General features: G+C 64.2%; 15 protein-coding genes. 12 read left to right on the plus strand and 3 right to left on the minus strand.

Going from position 1 to position 15,951, the window contains the following annotated elements; genetic code table 11:
- The first annotated feature begins 90 nt into the window (after positions 1-90).
- Complete coding sequence (locus VGO12_RS18470; RefSeq protein ID WP_327514195.1) at positions 91-573, plus strand: Lrp/AsnC family transcriptional regulator; 483 nt, start codon at positions 91-93, stop codon at positions 571-573.
- 232 nt (positions 574-805) lie between these two features.
- Positions 806-2,785 carry a caspase family protein gene (locus VGO12_RS18475; protein ID WP_327514196.1) on the plus strand — a complete coding sequence of 660 codons (1,980 nt, stop codon included), beginning with the start codon at positions 806-808 and terminating at the stop codon, positions 2,783-2,785.
- A 93-nt stretch (positions 2,786-2,878) separates the two neighbouring features.
- On the opposite strand, the gene VGO12_RS18480 is transcribed toward VGO12_RS18475, so the two are convergent.
- On the minus strand, positions 2,879-3,571 hold the full coding sequence (locus VGO12_RS18480; RefSeq protein ID WP_327514197.1) for an RraA family protein: 693 nt from the start codon (positions 3,569-3,571) through the stop codon (positions 2,879-2,881).
- A 10-nt stretch (positions 3,572-3,581) separates the two neighbouring features.
- Complete coding sequence (gene uxuA, locus VGO12_RS18485) at positions 3,582-4,772, minus strand: mannonate dehydratase (protein ID WP_327514225.1); 1,191 nt, start codon at positions 4,770-4,772, stop codon at positions 3,582-3,584.
- Positions 4,773-4,984: 212 nt separating this feature from the next.
- Here uxuA and VGO12_RS18490 point away from each other — a divergent pair, with 212 nt between their 5' ends.
- The 10 genes from VGO12_RS18490 (at position 4,985) to VGO12_RS18535 (ending at position 14,965) form a co-directional block, all read left to right on the plus strand.
- Positions 4,985-5,728: a FadR/GntR family transcriptional regulator gene (locus VGO12_RS18490; RefSeq protein ID WP_327514198.1), complete on the plus strand. Its 744-nt coding sequence runs from the start codon at positions 4,985-4,987 to the stop codon at positions 5,726-5,728.
- Positions 5,729-5,849: 121 nt separating this feature from the next.
- Entirely contained in the window at positions 5,850-6,809 is a 960-nt protein-coding gene (locus VGO12_RS18495; RefSeq protein ID WP_327514199.1) for a substrate-binding domain-containing protein, read from the plus strand.
- 69 nt (positions 6,810-6,878) lie between these two features.
- On the plus strand, positions 6,879-8,423 hold the full coding sequence (locus VGO12_RS18500; protein WP_327514200.1) for a sugar ABC transporter ATP-binding protein: 1,545 nt from the start codon (positions 6,879-6,881) through the stop codon (positions 8,421-8,423).
- Positions 8,420-9,412 (plus strand): ABC transporter permease, encoded by a 993-nt coding sequence (locus VGO12_RS18505; RefSeq protein ID WP_327514201.1) that lies wholly within the window; start codon positions 8,420-8,422, stop codon positions 9,410-9,412. The genes VGO12_RS18500 and VGO12_RS18505 overlap by 4 nt, the downstream gene beginning before the upstream one ends.
- A gap of 55 nt (positions 9,413-9,467) precedes the next feature.
- Positions 9,468-10,253, plus strand: coding sequence for an SDR family NAD(P)-dependent oxidoreductase (locus VGO12_RS18510; protein WP_327514202.1), 786 nt, complete (start codon positions 9,468-9,470; stop codon positions 10,251-10,253).
- A 14-nt stretch (positions 10,254-10,267) separates the two neighbouring features.
- On the plus strand, positions 10,268-11,386 hold the full coding sequence (locus VGO12_RS18515) for a mannonate dehydratase (protein ID WP_327514203.1): 1,119 nt from the start codon (positions 10,268-10,270) through the stop codon (positions 11,384-11,386).
- 9 nt (positions 11,387-11,395) lie between these two features.
- Positions 11,396-12,289 carry an SMP-30/gluconolactonase/LRE family protein gene (locus tag VGO12_RS18520; protein WP_327514204.1) on the plus strand — a complete coding sequence of 298 codons (894 nt, stop codon included), beginning with the start codon at positions 11,396-11,398 and terminating at the stop codon, positions 12,287-12,289.
- Positions 12,286-13,308, plus strand: a complete 1,023-nt coding sequence (locus tag VGO12_RS18525; RefSeq protein WP_327514205.1) for a hypothetical protein — start codon at positions 12,286-12,288, stop codon at positions 13,306-13,308. Before VGO12_RS18520 ends, VGO12_RS18525 begins: the two co-directional genes overlap by 4 nt.
- A 42-nt stretch (positions 13,309-13,350) precedes the next feature.
- The gene (locus VGO12_RS18530) at positions 13,351-14,193 is read left to right on the plus strand and encodes a fumarylacetoacetate hydrolase family protein (RefSeq protein WP_327514206.1); all 843 of its coding nucleotides are present in this window, start codon (positions 13,351-13,353) and stop codon (positions 14,191-14,193) included.
- A gap of 22 nt (positions 14,194-14,215) precedes the next feature.
- Complete coding sequence (locus tag VGO12_RS18535; RefSeq protein WP_327514207.1) at positions 14,216-14,965, plus strand: SDR family oxidoreductase; 750 nt, start codon at positions 14,216-14,218, stop codon at positions 14,963-14,965.
- Between the two features lie 350 nt (positions 14,966-15,315).
- Here the strand turns inward: VGO12_RS18535 and VGO12_RS18540 are convergent.
- The coding region (locus VGO12_RS18540; RefSeq protein ID WP_327514208.1) for an isocitrate/isopropylmalate family dehydrogenase at positions 15,316-15,951 on the minus strand (636 nt) is incomplete at its 5' end.

A 15,951-nucleotide genomic window follows, 5' to 3' on the forward strand; every position in this document is an offset into this window, starting at 1 on the left:
CCTCGGCGCGGACGTTGACAACAATTGTAATCCCGTCCACGGTCGAAAAGTTCACCTCTTTTCTGCAGATTCATCCACGGATTGTGTCAAATGATCGATAATTCGCTCAAAATAGACGCTTTCGATCTGAATATTCTTGCCGCATTGCAAAAAGATTCGTCGCTGTCGCAGCGAGATCTGGCCGAGAAGGTCGGGCTGTCGCAAAACGCCTGCTGGCGCAGGCTCCAGCGCCTGCAGGCGATCGGCCTGATCCGGGGCGCGCATGCAGACATCGATCTTGACGCGCTTGGGCTCGATCTGACCGTCTTCGTGATGATCCGCACTCGCCATCACTCCAAGGAGTGGAGCGACGGCTTCCGCCAGCATGTCGAGCGCTTGGCGGAAGTGATCGATTTTTATCGCATCGGCGGCGACTGGGACTATCTGATCAAGGTGGTGACCCGCGGTATGCGCGGCTATGACGCCTTCTACCAGAAGCTCATCACCAATTTCGACCTGGCGACCGTGACCGGCTTCTTCTCGATGGAGGCGATCATCAACAACCGTCCGGTGGACCTGAGCCGGCTGAAGTAAGCCCTTCGGCCCCCCTTCATGGTTCCGCGATCAGGCCGAGCCAGGCTGCCGCGTGACTAGCCTACTTTGGTGAATTGACGGGGTTCCGCGCTCGTTGAGATAGTCGTCGGCACGATGACGTGCCGGTCGCGCAAGCATCGCGCACGCCTTTCAATCCATCTCGATGAAGCTGACGCGATCGTCGGCACCCGGATCTCGCGCTGCAATTGCGCGGAGGAACGAGGAGGGGCACATGCGCGTGATCCTGTGGCATCGTCTCCTGTTCTGCCTGATGTTGGCGCTGCCGATCGACGCTTTGGCGTCCGTCCGGCACGCATTGCTGATCGGCAACAGCCGCTATGAGGTGGCGACGCCGCTGCGCAACCCCGAAAACGACATCGAGATCGTCGGCGCGGCGCTGGAAAAGAGCGGCTTTGCCGTCACCAAGGTCGCCAACGCGACGGCTTCCGATACGCTGTCAGCGATCGATGCGTTCGTTTCCAGGCTCGCGGCCGTCGAAAACCCTGTCGTGATGGTCTATTTCGCCGGTCACGGCGTGCAGCTCGCCGGCGAGAACTACCTGCTGCCGGTCGACGTCAAGCTCGGATCGGAAGAGGAATTGCGCACGGTTGCGCTGTCGCTTGGCGATCTTGCCCGCCGGCTCGACGCGGTGAGGAGCAGCCTGCAGATCGTCGTGCTCGACTCCTGCCGCAACAATCCTTTCGAACAGACCCGTGGTCTGCAGCGCGGCCTGGCAACGGCGCCGGAACGCCTCGGCCGCATCGTTGCCTATTCGACCTCTCCTGGCAATGTCGCAACGGACGGCGACACCGGCGCCAGCCCTTACGCGACCGCGCTTGCCGAATCCGTGACGATCCCCGGACTTTCGATCGAAGGCGTCTTCAAGCGCGTGCGCGCAACGGTGCAGGAGCGAACCAGCGGCAAGCAGGAACCCTGGGAAAACAGCGCCGTCTACGGCGATTTCAGTTTCGTCGAGGCAAAGCCGGCCGCGACGGGGGACGACGAGGTCGCGTTTTTCGAGTTCGCAGCACTTGCCGACAGCCAGGAGGCCTACCGGAAGTACCTGTCGCGCTATCCTCAGGGCATGTTTGCCAGCTTGGCCCGACAGAAGATCACCTTCATGGACAAGGACTTCAGTTTCCGTCGCCAGAACGAGACGTTCCGCAAATTCGCCTTCAAGCGCGACGACGAGGATTTCTGCAAGCGCGTCGGTTTCGTCAACAGCTTCGCCGACGGCGAGAAGTTCCCCGCCGACAACGAGATTATCCTGCTCGACATCTACTACGAGTTTCACACCAAGGTTTGTCCTGATGTCGGCTATCTTGGCTATGAACAGGATCCGGATACGGGTCGCTTCAAGCCGATCTGGTCGGCACTCAGCGCCTACGGACAGACCTACTCCAATTTCCCGAAGGCGGGCGTCGTCGATCCGGCAATCCTGAAAGAGCACTTTGCCGAGTTCGACACCAACATGTTCTACTACCGGATCTTCGATGACGCTCAGTTCAGCGTTGTCGTTGCCCCGTTCGATCCCAGCCTGCGGGCGTTCTATTCCTACGACAGCTGCATTGCCTCCTGCATCAGCCTGAGGGCGCTCGTGCGAACCCATATTGAGGCCGACGAAGAATCGACGACCTACCGATTCGAGGTCGTCGACGCGGCGGAACTGGGCATGAGCTGGAAGTACCAGAACACGCTCAACCGGGCCGATGCGCCCGAGCCCGACCAGCTGCTGGCATCCTATGTTTGGCCAATCCCCCAGCCGCCGGTGCCGGTGATCGACGAACTTGCCGCCGGTCCCTTCCGCAAGGCGCGCGATCTTTCCGGCTGGAACATCGTCGCGGTCGTCGGCGAGGGCGGCGCACTCGTCAACTGCCGCGCCATGCGGCCCCAGCGCGGCGCCAAGATGGCGATGTTCCGCCTGTATCCAGGTGGAGCGCTTTCCTTCGGCTATTTCGATCCGGCTTCAAGCCTGGACCCGGCCTATAGCGGCTTTGCCGGCTATCTGGTCGACGGTCAGACGGGCGGCATCGTGCCGATCAAGGCCTATTCGACGCAGGAACTAGCCTATTCGATCGGCAGCGAGAAGCGCGTACTCGATCAGCTGAAGGCAGGCCGCCAGATCGAACTTGCCAATGAAAAAACCGACCTAGCCGGTTCGCGCGCCGTGCTCGACCTTTTGCAACAATGCGTCGTGGCGTTTGGCGGTTGAGGCAGCGCCGCTCCCCTCACCGTGCCGTCGTGTTCCGGCGACGGCCGGTACCCTCACCGGATCGGGGTCGCTTGCCCGCCTTGGCAGCTTCGGTCACATCACGCCGAAACGCTCGAAGGCCTCGACAGTGCTCATGCCGGCCTCGATCGCCAGGCGCACTTTGTTTTCCGTTTCCGCTTTTTCGAGCGCAAGGGCGATCGCTTCCTTCTCCGCCTCGCGCGGAATGACGAGCACGCCGTCGCGGTCGCCGAAGAGGATATCGCCCGGCCGGATGCGGATGCCGCCGATCTCGATCGGGATATGGTAGTCGACGACCTTGCCGCGCGGGCCCTGGTCCTGCGCGTAGGATCCGTAGCAGAAGGTCGGGAAATCAAGCGCAAGGATGCCGGCGCTGTCGCGGCAATAGCCGTCGCAGATGGCACCGGCCGCCTTCAGCTTCATCGCCCTTGTCGACATCAGCTCGCCCCAGACCGCATAGCGCGGCGAGGAGCCTGAGCAGACATAGATCTCGTGTTCTTTGAGGCTGTCGAGCGCGTGGAACATCAGGCCGAAAGGTTTGGCGCTGAACGCCGAGTGGCCGTCGGCCTCGGTCGTGGCGAAGAAGTCCGCCTCCAGCACCGGCATGGCCCGGCCGACCGCCACCATGTCGTCGCGAAGCGCCTTGATCTCAGGCGGCAGGAACTGGTGCTGCAGGCCCATCGTGTCGAGGATGTCGCCGACCACGGCCGTGAACAGCCGGCTGCGCATGGCGGCAAACAGTTCGGTATCGTCTTCAAAACGTGTCATGTCTCTTCCCTCAAACCTTGTGGGCAACGGCCGTGTCGATGCCCTGCATGACGCCGCGGATTTCCGCGAGCCCCTTCAGCCGGCCGATCAGCGAATAGCCGGGATTGATCCGCGCCTTGCCGATGTCATCGGCGAGCAGATGCCCGTGATCCGGACGGAGCGGGATCTGCCAGTCGGTGCGACCCTCCTGCACGCGCCGCTCCTGCTCCTGCATCAGCGCCAGGATCACCGCCGGCATGTCGCTCGATCCGCCGAGATGATCGGCCTCGTAGAACGAGCCGTCCTCCTCGCGCTGGACATTGCGCAGATGGGCGAAGTGGATGCGCGGGCCGAACTCGCGCACCATCGCCGGCAGGTCGTTGTCCGTGCGCGTGCCATAGGAGCCGGTGCAGAAGGTGATGCCGTTCGCCGGGCTGTCGACAGCGGCAAGGATGCGCCTGACGTCCGCCGCGGTCGAAACGATGCGCGGCAGGCCGTAGAGCGAAAAGGCAGGATCGTCGGGATGGATGCAGAGCCGGATGCCGACCTCCTCGGCGACCGGTACGATCTCTCGAAGGAAACGCCTGAGGTTGGCGTGCAGGTGATCGGCCGTCACGCCGTCGTATTCGGCAAGGGCGGCGAGAAAGCTCGAGCGGTCGTACTGGCGTTCGGTCGCTGGCAGGCCGGCGATGAGGTTGCGCTCGATCCGCTCGATCTTGGCCGCGTCCATCTCGTCGAAGCGCTGGCGGGCGACGAAAATCTGGCGCTCGGAATAGCTTTCCTCGACGCGTGGGCGCTTCAGCACGAAGAGGTCGTAGGCGGCAAAGTCGACGGCATCGTAGCGCAGCGCGTAGCCGCCATGGGCGAGCGGCTGCATCAGTTCGGTGCGCGTCCAGTCGACCACCGGCATGAAGTTGTAGCAGACGGTGTCGATGCCGGCGCGCGCGAGCGCCCGCAGCGTATCCTTGTACCAGCCGATGTAGCGGGCGCTCTCCGGTGTCGCGAGCTTGATCGAATTGTGCACCGGAATGCTCTCGACGACGCTCCAGCGCATGCCGGTGGCCTCGATCAGCGTCTTGTGGGCGAGGATCGCCTCATCCGGCCAGGCGGAGCCGTCATAGATTTGGTGCAGCGCCGAGACGATCCCCGTAGCCCCGGCCTGCCGGATATGGCTGAGCGGTACAGGGTCGTTCGGGCCGTACCAGCGAAAGCACTCTTCCATCAGTCTCATGCAGATCTCCTCGCCGCACCGGATCCCTATTGTTGGACCACGCTCGTCATTAATGTCCGACTGGCCCAACAATTCAAGTCCAAAATGCGTGAAATTGGCTCAATCGGACCGACGGAAACTGAAAATTCGCGCCTCTCTCTAATTTCCTCTTGACGCTTCGCGAAATCTGGACCAACAAATAAGTCATCGCAGGGAGAATCGCGGTGAGCAGTTCAGTACGGGAAGATGCATTGTCAGGCGTGGAAGCCGTCGAGCCGGGCAAAACCTCGGCGGTCGACCGGCTGGTCGAGCAGATCCGCGACATGATTTCCGAGCGCGGGCTTGGCATTGGCGACGCGCTGCCGACCGAGCGCGATCTCGGCGAACAGTTCCAGGCCGGCCGAAACACCGTGCGCGAGGCACTCCAGGTGCTGCGCGCCTATGGCATGGTCGAGACCCGTCCGAAGGTCGGCGCCGTCATCAGCGGCGGCCACGGCGAGGCGATCCGCCGGCTTTTCGCCTTTCACAGCGGCATCTCGCCCGACTCCTTCCATGACCTGCAGGGTTTCCGCCGCATCATCGAGACCGGCGTGGGCGAGCACATCATCCTGACGGCGAGCGACGCCGATTTCGACCGGCTGGACGCGATCAATGCGCGGATCCTCGTGGCCGAAAGCGTCGAGGAAGCGGCGCAATGCGACTACCAGTTTCATTCGGCGATCGTCGAACTCTCGGGCAATCGGACGACGCTTGCGGCCTACCACATGCTGCGCTCGGTGATCGAGGAGGTCATGCGGCTCGGCAAGGCGGAGCGCCCGGTGCATGCGGCAACTTTCGAGGCGCATGCGGAGATCATCCGGGCACTGAGGGCCCGCGACCGCATCGCCTACGTCTACCTGATGAGCCGTCATCTGGAATTCGGCATCCGCTTCGTCGATGCCGCGCCCGGCGGCCAGCCGTCGCGATGAGCGCATAGAAGATTTGGCCTGGACTGCCTCCGATCAGGGAGGCGGTGCGGGCAGCCGTTTGCCGGATCCTCTCGCCCGTCGATCCGGCGGCACTGACAGGGCACTTGGGAGGAGAACCAACATGAGCAATATGAAACGTCTGGCGCTTGCCGCGCTGTTTGCCACCGTCAGCTTCGCACCCGGTGCGGCGTTCGCCGGCGGCAAGGCGATCGCCGGCATCGTCTTTCAGCAGGACCAGTATTTCCGCGGCATCCAGATCGGCATGGAAAAGGCGGCGGAAGCCGCCGGCGACGAACTGCTTGCCGGCAACAGCGACAGCAAGCTCGAAAAAGAGGCGCAGCTGATCGATACCTACATCGCCCGCGGCGTCAATTCGATCGTCGTCGCGCCGCTCTCGGCCGACGCCTCGGTGCCTGCCTTGAAGAAGGCGCGTGACGCCGGCATCACGGTCGTCACCTACGGCACGTCTGCCAATGGTGACGTCGCCCAGGCGACGGTGACGAGTTCGGACCGCGATATCGGCATCGGCACCGGCAACGCGGCGACCGATTTCCTGAAAACGCTCGGCAATGGCGGTAAAGTCAAGATCGGCACACTCGCCTTCAAGGCGCTTTTGCCCGAACAGTCGAATGCCCGCGTCGACGGGTTCCTGAGCGTCGTCAAGGATCAGGTCGACATCGTCGCCCAGCAGGACGCCTGGCTCGCCGAAAAGGCGCTCGCCGTTGCCAGCGACATGCTGACGGCCAATCCGGATATCCAGGTGATCTACGCGGCAAACGAGGGCGGCACGATCGGTGCGGTGCAGGCGGTGAAGAAGGCCGGGCTTGAAGGCAAGGTCTTCGTCTTCGGAACCGACGGCTCCGAGCAGCTCGCCAACATGCTGCTGAACTCGGACAACGTGCTTCAGGCAACGACCGCACAGCAGCCGCTCGAGGTCGGCAAGCAGGCGATCGAGGCGGCGCAGAATCTGCTCGACGGCAAGAAGATCGAGACCAAGGTCAACGTGCCGGTGCTGCCTTTGACCCGGGCCAATGCTGACCAGGTCGCCGCCTACAAGGAAGGCCTGAAGGCCCTGAAATAAGGGCAGGATCCGTGAACCGGGCGGCGGCATTGCCCGCCGCTCCTTCGCCGCCGACAGCAGGACATCCGAATGATCAATCCGCAACCAAGGTCAGCCGCGTTGCAAGGGGTGCAGGGACGGCTGGACTTTCGGGCCGTGACCAAGCGTTACGGCCCGACTGTCGCCCTCTCGGAATTCACCCACAGCTTCGCGCCCGGTCAGGTCCACGCCCTGATGGGCAAGAATGGCTCGGGCAAGTCGACGCTCGTCAAGCTGCTTGCCGGCGTGACCGGTCCGACATCCGGCACCATCAGCGTCAACGGCGAGGACCGCCATTTCACCTCGCCGCACGATGCTTTCGCGGCGGGAATTGTCACGGTGCACCAGGAACTCTCGCTGGTGCCGGAGCTTTCGGTCGGCGAGAACATCTTTCTCGGTCGGCTGCCGCATCGCCGCCGCGCCGGCTTCAGCGTCGTCGACTGGGCGGGCCTGCACAAACGCGCCGGCGAACTGCTTGCCGACATGGGACTTTCGATCGATTCCCGCCAGCCGGTCTCCGCCCTCAGCGTCGGCCAGCAGCAGGTGGTCGAGATCGTCAAGGCGATGTCCTTCAACCCGTCGATCCTGCTCTTGGACGAGCCGACCTCGGCGCTTGCGTCGCGTGAAGTCAAGCAGCTCTTCGCGCTGATCGAGCGCCTGCGCGCCCGCGGCGTGACGATGATCTACATCACCCACCGCATGAGCGAGCTCTTCGAGATCGCCGACACCTGCACGGTGATCCGCGACGGTCACTATATCGGTTCGGTCGCGATGAAGGAGACGACGCCGTCGGCCATCGTCGGCATGATGTTCGGCGATGCCGCCCGCGCCACGCGTCCGCCGCGGCGAGCGCTCGACCGCGCCAGGCCGGTGCTCGAGGTGCGCAATCTCAGCCGGTCGGGACATTTCCAGGATGTCTCCTTCGACCTCTATCCGGGCGAGATCCTCGGCATTGCCGGCCTGCTCGGAGCGGGGCGTACCGAGCTGATGCGGGCGATCTTCGGCGCCGACCGGATCGACGGCGGTACGGTCACATTCGACGGTCGCGACATGACCGGCGCCAGCCCGCGCGACATGCGCAAGGCGGGCCTCGGCTACACGCCGGAAAACCGCAAGGAAGTCGGCCTGGTGCAGTCGCTCTCGACCGCCGACAATCTCTGCATGGCAAGCCTCGGTCCGATCGCAAACAAGGGCTTCATCTCGCGCCGGCGCGAGCAGCCGTTCATCCGCCGCCAGATCGCCGACCTGCACATCAAGTGCGGCGACCCGGAACTGCCGGTGTCGTCGCTATCGGGCGGCAACCAGCAGAAGGTGGTGATCGGCAAATGGCTGAACCGCCAGCCGTCGGTGATGTTCTTCGACGAGCCGAGCCGCGGCGTCGACGTTCAGGCCAAGCGCCAGATCTTCGACATCATCTGGCAGCAGGCCGCCGACGGTCTTGCCAGTCTCTTCGTCTCGACGGAACTCGAGGAAGTCCTCGAAGTCGCCGACCGCATCCTCGTCATGCACCACGGCGCTGTCGTTGCCGAGGTGGACCCGACGAAAACCGACCTTACCGAACTTTACGGCCTGTGCATGGAAGGGGCCAGACAATGACACTTGTGAGCCAAACGACGGAAGAAGGCGGCCCGAACACGCCGCTCAAGTTCCTGAAAACCTATCCGATGGAGATCATCCTTGCGGCACTGGTGATTTTCCTGATCCTCGTCGCGCCGGGCTTCGCCTCGACTGCCAACGTCTTGAACGTGCTGCGCACGGTCTCCATGCTCGGCATCATCGCCTTCGGTATGACGGCTGTCATCATCAGCGGCGAGATCGACCTGTCCGTCGGCGCCGGTGCGGCGCTCGCCGGCTGTATCGTCGCCTGGTTCGCCGATCGCTTTACCGACGTCTTCGGCGACTGGGGCGCGGTCACCGTCGGCTTCGCCGCGGCGCTGCTGCTCGGCTTCATGCTCGGTTATCTCACCGGCCGTTTCCGCCAATGGTTCAACGTGCCGACCTTCATCACCACGCTAGCGCTGTTTGCAGCCCTGCGCGGTGTTGCCAACCTGATCACCGGCGGCTTTCCGATGTCGTCCTTCCCGCTCGGCTTCGATTTCCTCGGCGGCGGTTACCTCTTCGGCATCCCGTTCCCGGTCTATATCTTCGCGCTCACCTTTGCCGGCATGCACTTCCTGATGAAGTACACCAGCTTCGGCCGCGAGGTTTACGCGGTCGGCGGCAACATGGAGGCCGCCCGCCTTTCGGGCATCGACATCTGGAAGGTGAAGGCGCTGACGCTGGGGCTGACCGGCGCTCTGACGGCCGTCTCCGGCACGCTGATCGCCTCCCAGATCGGCGCCGGCACCGGAACGACCGCAACCGGCATGGAGCTCGACGTGATCGCGGCCGTGATTATCGGCGGCACATCGCTCTTCGGCGGCAAGGGCCGCATCTGGGGCACGTTGATCGGGGTTCTGTTTCTCGGCTGCATCTCCAACGGCATGACGCTGATGAATGTCAGCGAATATTGGCAGTACGTCGTGCGCGGCGGGATCATCCTCGGCGCCGTGCTCTTGAACCAGGTTCTGGAACGGGTGCGATGAGACGGAGCGGGGTGCCCGCATCCCGCGCCAACTTTTGAAATTCGCGGAGACAATCATGACTGAATTCAAGGGAAAAATCGCGCTCGTCACCGGCACCTCCGGCATCGGCCTCGCCTCGGCGATCCGCCTGGCCTCGCAAGGCGCAACGGTGCTTGCCTGCGGCAACGACATCGATACCAACGCGATCTTCGACCGCATCGCTAGAGAACGCGACCTGCCGATGTCGACGCGGCTGACCGATGTTTCGGTGGAAGCCGAGGTGGAGGCGGCCGTGCGCGAGGCGGTGCTGCGCCATGGCGGGCTCGACATCATCGTCAATGCCGCCGCCGTCCACCCCTATGGCACCGTCGTCGACACCAGCGCCGAAACCTTCGCCCGCTGCCTCGCCGTCAATGTCGGCTCGATTTACCTGACCGGACGCTTCGGCATCCCGGAAATGGAAAAGCGCGGTGGCGGCGCCATTGTCAACATCTCCTCGGTGCAGGGCCATGCCTGCCAGCAGAACGTCGCGGCCTATGTCGCCTCCAAGGGGGCGATCCATGCGCTGACGCGCGCCATGGCGCTCGACCATGCGGCAGTGAAAGTCCGGGTGAACTCGGTGAGCCCCGGCTCTGTGCGCACGCCGCTCTTGGCGCTAGCGGCCCGCACCTATGGCGGCGAGGGCGTCAGCGAAGCGGAAGCCTTCGCCCGCTTCGGCGCAGCCCACCCGATCGGCCGCATCGGTGAGCCGGAGGAGGTGGCGGAGCTGGTCGCCTATCTCGCCTCCGACCGCGCCGCCTTCGTCACCGGCTCGGACTTCCGCATCGACGGCGGCCTCACCGCCGGCATCGGCGTCAAGTAATCAGACAGGAAAGTATGAAGATGAAGATCGGCCTTGGGCTCTACCGGGAGCAACTCACCCCGGACAATTTCCAGTTTGCGCAGCAGGCGGGTGCGACCCATGTCGTCGCGCACCTGACCAACTATTTCGCCGGCAAGGATCCGAAGATCGACAGCGGCGACCAGGGCGGCTGGGGCGATTGTTCCGACGATCGGCTCTGGTCCTACGAGGAACTGTCGGGGCTGGTGAAGGATGTGCGGGCCGGCGGTCTCGAGATCGCGGCGATCGAGAACTTCTCGCCGCGCTTCTGGTCCGACGTGCTCCTGGACGGACCGGAGCGAGCCCAGCAGATCGAGGGGCTGAAGCAGCTCATCCGCGATGCCGGCCGTGCCGGCATCCCCTGCATCGGCTACAATTTTTCGCTTGCCGGCGTCTACGGCTGGACGCGCGGCCCCTATGCCCGCGGCGGTGCGGAATCGGTCGGCTTTGGCGTCGAGAAAACCATTGCGCCGAACCCCGATGCGCCCATCCCCGACGGCATGGTCTGGAACATGCGCTATCGCCGTGGCGTCGCTGGCGCGACGTCGGCCTCCGTCAGCTCGGCTGAACTCTGGGATCGCCTTGGCCGCTTCCTGAAGGAGGTCGTGCCGGTTGCCGAGGAGGCGGGCGTTGTGCTCGGCGCCCATCCGGACGATCCGCCGGCCGAGGAGCTGCGTGGTACGGCGCGGCTCGTCAACCGGCCGGAGAAGTACGACCGGCTGATGGCGATCGTCGACTCACCCTCCAACGGCCTCGAACTCTGCCTCGGCTCACTTCAGGAAATGCCGGGCGGCGACATCTACGAACACGTGCGGCGCTTCGCCCGTTCCGGCCGCATCGGCTACATTCATTTCCGCAACGTACGTGGAAAGATGCCGCGTTACGTCGAAACCTTCGTCGACGAGGGCGATATCGACATGGCGGAGATCATCCGCATCCTGCGCGACGAGAATTACCAGGGCGTGCTCATCCCCGACCATACGCCGGCCATGACCTGCGGCGCCTCCTGGCACGCCGGCAAGGCTTTTGCGCTCGGCTACATGAAGGCGCTGGTGCAGAACGCCGAGGCGCTCGGGCCGTCGCGTTCCATACCAACGAGCATCGCGGCGGAATAGGAGGCGCGGATGGCACGCGAGATCGTCTGTGTCGCGCCCGTCGGCGACCGTTGCGGTGAGGGCGCCGTCTGGTCGGCGGCGGAAGCAGCACTCTACTGGACCGACATCAACCGTTTCCTCGTGCATCGCTACGACGAGGCGACGCGCGCCGTCAGAACCTGGCTGTTCGACGAGCCGGTGGTGGCGATCTCGCTGACTGAAGAAGACGGCCGCCTGCTCGTCGCTCTCGGCTCGAAGCTGATCTGGTGGTGGCCTGAGACCGACCGGCGCGCGGATCATGGGTTCTTTCTGCCCGGCGCGCCGCGGGTGCGCCTCAATGACGGTCGCGCCGATCCCGCCGGAAACTTCTGGGTCGGCTCGATGAAGAACAATGTCCTTCCCGATGGCCAGCTCGGCGATGTGGCACCCGGGGAGGGCATCCTCTACCGGATCGCGCCTGATGGCGCTGTTACCGAATGGCGGGTCGGCCTCGGAATTTCCAATACGCTCTGCTGGAGCCCGGACCGACGCACCTTCTATTTCGGCGATACGCTGGCCAACGAGATCTACGCCTTCGACTATGATGCCGCGGCCGGAGCGATATCCGGCGAACGGCACTTTTTCACCGGATTCGACCGCGGCTCGCCCGACGGCTCGGCGATCGACAGCGAAGGCCATCTCTGGAACTGCCGCTATGGCGGCAGCTGCATCGCCCGCATTGCACCGGATGGCAGCCTTGCCGAGGCGGTCGAGATGCCGGTCACCAACATCACCACCTGCACCTTCGGCGGCGCAGACCTGAAGACGCTCTATATCACAACGGCGGGCGCCGGGCCGGCCGAGCGCCTTGCCGGCAGCCTCTTTGCCACGCGCGTCGAAGTACCCGGCATGCCGGAAAATCGGTTCGGGGTGGCCACAAGGTGAGCGCGCAGACGACTCGACGCGCGCTCGCATGGGCGCATGGCAGCCTAGCGGTGCAATCGCTCGGCGGCATGCTCGGCCCGGTGCTGTTCCTGCTGCCCGATGGGCGACAGGTGAGCCCCCTGCATATTGCGCCCTGGGGTAACGACCCCGAACGCGAGATCCTGCCGGACATCCTGCAGGAGTTGCGCGGCGAATGGCCGTGTGTGCCTTTCGGCAGCGACGCTGATCGCGCGCTGCCTGCGGGCTGGTCGGCAATCGGCGAGAGTTTCGACGGCGCCGGCGTGCCGCATGGCCACGGTTCCAACGTCCATTGGACCTGGGGCGACTGCGACGAGCGTCAGATCACCCTGGAATGCGCTTATCCGGGTAACCATCCCGTCCGATCGCTACGCCGGCGGATCGAACCGGACCCGAATGCGGCTGCCATCGATATCACGCTGGAGATCGAAGCGCGGTGGCCGTGCCGCCTGCCGATCGGCCTGCACCCGACCTTCCGGCTATCACCGCGGCCGGGTTCGGTCGTCATCGAACCGGGGAGCTACGATCGGGTGTGGAGTTTTCCGGGCGATGTCGAGCCGGGTGCAGCTCTGTTCGCACCCAGCCAGCAATGGCCGTCACTCGGAAAGGTCGACACACGCGGTGGTGCGACAGTCGATGCGGCCCGCGTACCGCTCGCCGAAGACGTCGAAGACCTGCTGCAACTCTCCGGCATCGATGGCAGCATCGCGCTCCACCACCGTGATGAGGGGTTTCGTGCGCGGCTTTCCTGGCAGAAGGAGCATTTCCCGAGCGTGCTGCTCTGGTACAGCAACCGCGGCCGCAAGGCCTATCCGTGGAACGGACGGCATGTGGCACTCGGCGTCGAGCCGATCGCCTCGGCCTTCGATCTCGGGCCGGCCATTTCCGCTGGCGTCAACCCGCTGTCGGCATCGGGCGTCGCAACGACGATCGCCTTCGAACCCGGACAAACCTTCACCACACGCTACCGGCTTTCCGCCGAAGCCGCGCCAGCGGGCTGAGCCGAGCGCTCGCCCCGTTCCTTCCAAACGAAAGGCCACCCGATGAAATTGTTGCGTTTGACCGTAAACGGCGCTGCCGTGCCCTGCGTTCTGGACGGCGGGGGGCAGGCTCGGAATGTATCCTCATTCGTTCAGGACTTTACGGCGGAGACCTTGCCAGATGTCGTCGGCGCCTTGTCGGGGGTGGATCTCTCGGCTTTGCCGGTGGTGCCCGTCATCGATGCGGATATCCTGCCGCCGGTTGCAAGGCCGGGCACGATCTGGTGCATCGGGCTCAACTACTCGGACCACGCCGAAGAGGCGGGTCTGCCGGTGCCGTCCGAACCGATCCTCTTCAACAAGGCGGCCGGTACCTATTGCGGGCCAAATGCCCCGCTTCTTTATGCGGAAAAGATGTCGAAGCTCGACTGGGAGGTCGAACTCGGCATCGTCATCGGCAAGCGTGCCCTGAATGTGTCGCGCACTGACGCGATGGCGCATGTCTTCGGCTACACCGTCGTCAACGATGTCTCCGAGCGGGCCTGGCAGATCGAACGCGGCGGGCAGTGGGTGAAGGGCAAGAGCTTTCCGAACTTCTGCCCGACGGGGCCATGGCTTGTGACCAAGGACGAGGTGCCGGATCCGCAGGCACTGCCGATGTGGCTCGACGTCAATGGCGAGCGCATGCAGGCGGGCACGACTGCGCGCATGATCTTCGATGTCGCGACCATCGTCTCCTACATGAGCGAATTCTGCGTGCTGGAGCCGGGCGATCTCATCTGCACGGGCACGCCTCCTGGCGTCGGGATGGGCAAGAAGCCGCCGCGTTACCTGAAGCCCGGCGACGTGGTGGAACTCGGTATCGACGGCCTTGGCCACCAGCGACAGGCCGTTGAGGCCATTTGATGCGTGCGAAAGGAAACGGATCATGAATGAAAAGACGGGACGATTGGCCGGACGCGTGGCGGTGGTCACCGCCGCCGGCCAGGGCATCGGCCGCGCGGTTGCCGAACGGCTGGTGGCAGAGGGTGCCGAAGTTCACGCGAGCGACATCAACGATGGCCTGCTCGCCACACTCGATGGTGCCGCGACGACGCGGCTGGACGCGACAGACCACGCGGCCGTAGCCGGCTACTTTGCAGCCTTCGAGCGGGTCGACATCCTGGTGCACGCGGTCGGCTACGTGCACCAGGGCACGATCGAGGAATGCTCTCCGGACGACTGGCGGCGCTCCGTGAACATCACGCTCGACAGCGCCTACAACGTCATCGCCGGGGCGGTTCCGAAGATGAAAGCGGCTGGCGGTAGCATCATCACCATCGGCTCGGTCGCCTCCTCGATCAAGGGCTTTCCGCGCCGCGCCGCCTATGGCGCCGCCAAGGGTGGCGTCATAGGCCTCACCAAGGCGGTCGCGGCCGATTACGTGTCAGCGGGTATTCGCTGCAATTCGGTCTGCCCCGGAACGGTGGCCTCGCCCTCACTGGAAGAGCGTATCGGCGAGCTCGGGGATAAACTCGGAAGCCGCGACGAGGCCTATCGGTCCTTCATCAGCCGCCAGCCGGCCGGCCGCTTCGGCACGGTCGAGGAAGTCGCCGCCATCTGCGCCTTCCTTGCTTCCGACGAGGCTGCCTTCATCACGGGCCAGGCGATCAATATCGACGGTGGGATTACGATCTGAGGCCAAGCCGCCGTCGACGTGGACGCGACGAGTGGCAGCTGCGCGGTGCTCCACACTCCGTCTTCCTCGCCCTTGTGGCGGGGATCCAGCGACCCGACGTCATCAGGGTCAAAATGACTTTTCAGCCCAAAGACTTGGGCTGGTCCCGCAGTTCCAGCGGAACTGCTAGAGATTTCTGTGACGAGCACAGAAATGAGGGAGGTTTGGTTGCCTCCTCTTCCTTTCTGCGGCGTCGCGGTAGCAACGCGCAATCTTGTTTGTGCAGGCCACCAAACGCAAAACACCCCCGGATGGGTTCCGGAGGTGTTTTTGTCGCATCGGCCTGAGGCCGTGCGGAGATCGTCCGGCAATCAGGCAGACAGCGCCTTGAACTCGGAAAGGATGGCGTCGCCCATCTCTGTCGTTCCGACCTGTCGTGCACCCTCGGCCATGATGTCGCCGGTGCGGATGCCCTGGTCGAGCACGGTGGCGATCGCCTTTTCCAGGTTGTCGGCGTCCTTCACGAGGTTGAAGGAGTAGCGCAGGCACATGGCAAAGGAGGCGATCATCGCGATCGGGTTGGCAATGCCCTTACCGGCAATGTCGGGGGCCGAGCCATGCACCGGCTCGTAGAGCGCCTTGCGCTTGCCGGTGACACCGTCAGGCGCGCCGAGCGAGGCCGACGGCAGCATGCCGAGCGAACCGGTGAGCATGGCGGCCACATCCGACAGCATGTCGCCGAACAGGTTGTCGGTGACGATGACGTCGAACTGCTTGGGCTGGCGCACCAGCTGCATGCCGCCGGCGTCGGCCAGCATGTGCTCGAGCTGAACGTCGGAATACTTCGCCTTGTGCGTCTCGGTCATCACCTGGTTCCACAGCACGCCCGACTTCATGACGTTGCGCTTTTCCATCGAGCAGACCCGGTTGTTCCGGGTGCGGGCGAGTTCGAAGGCGACGCCAGCGATGCGCTCGATCTCGTAGGTGTCGTAGACCTGGGTGTCGAT

Source organism: Ensifer sp., from assembly GCF_035999135.1.
Classification (GTDB): Bacteria; Pseudomonadota; Alphaproteobacteria; order Rhizobiales; family Rhizobiaceae; genus Ensifer.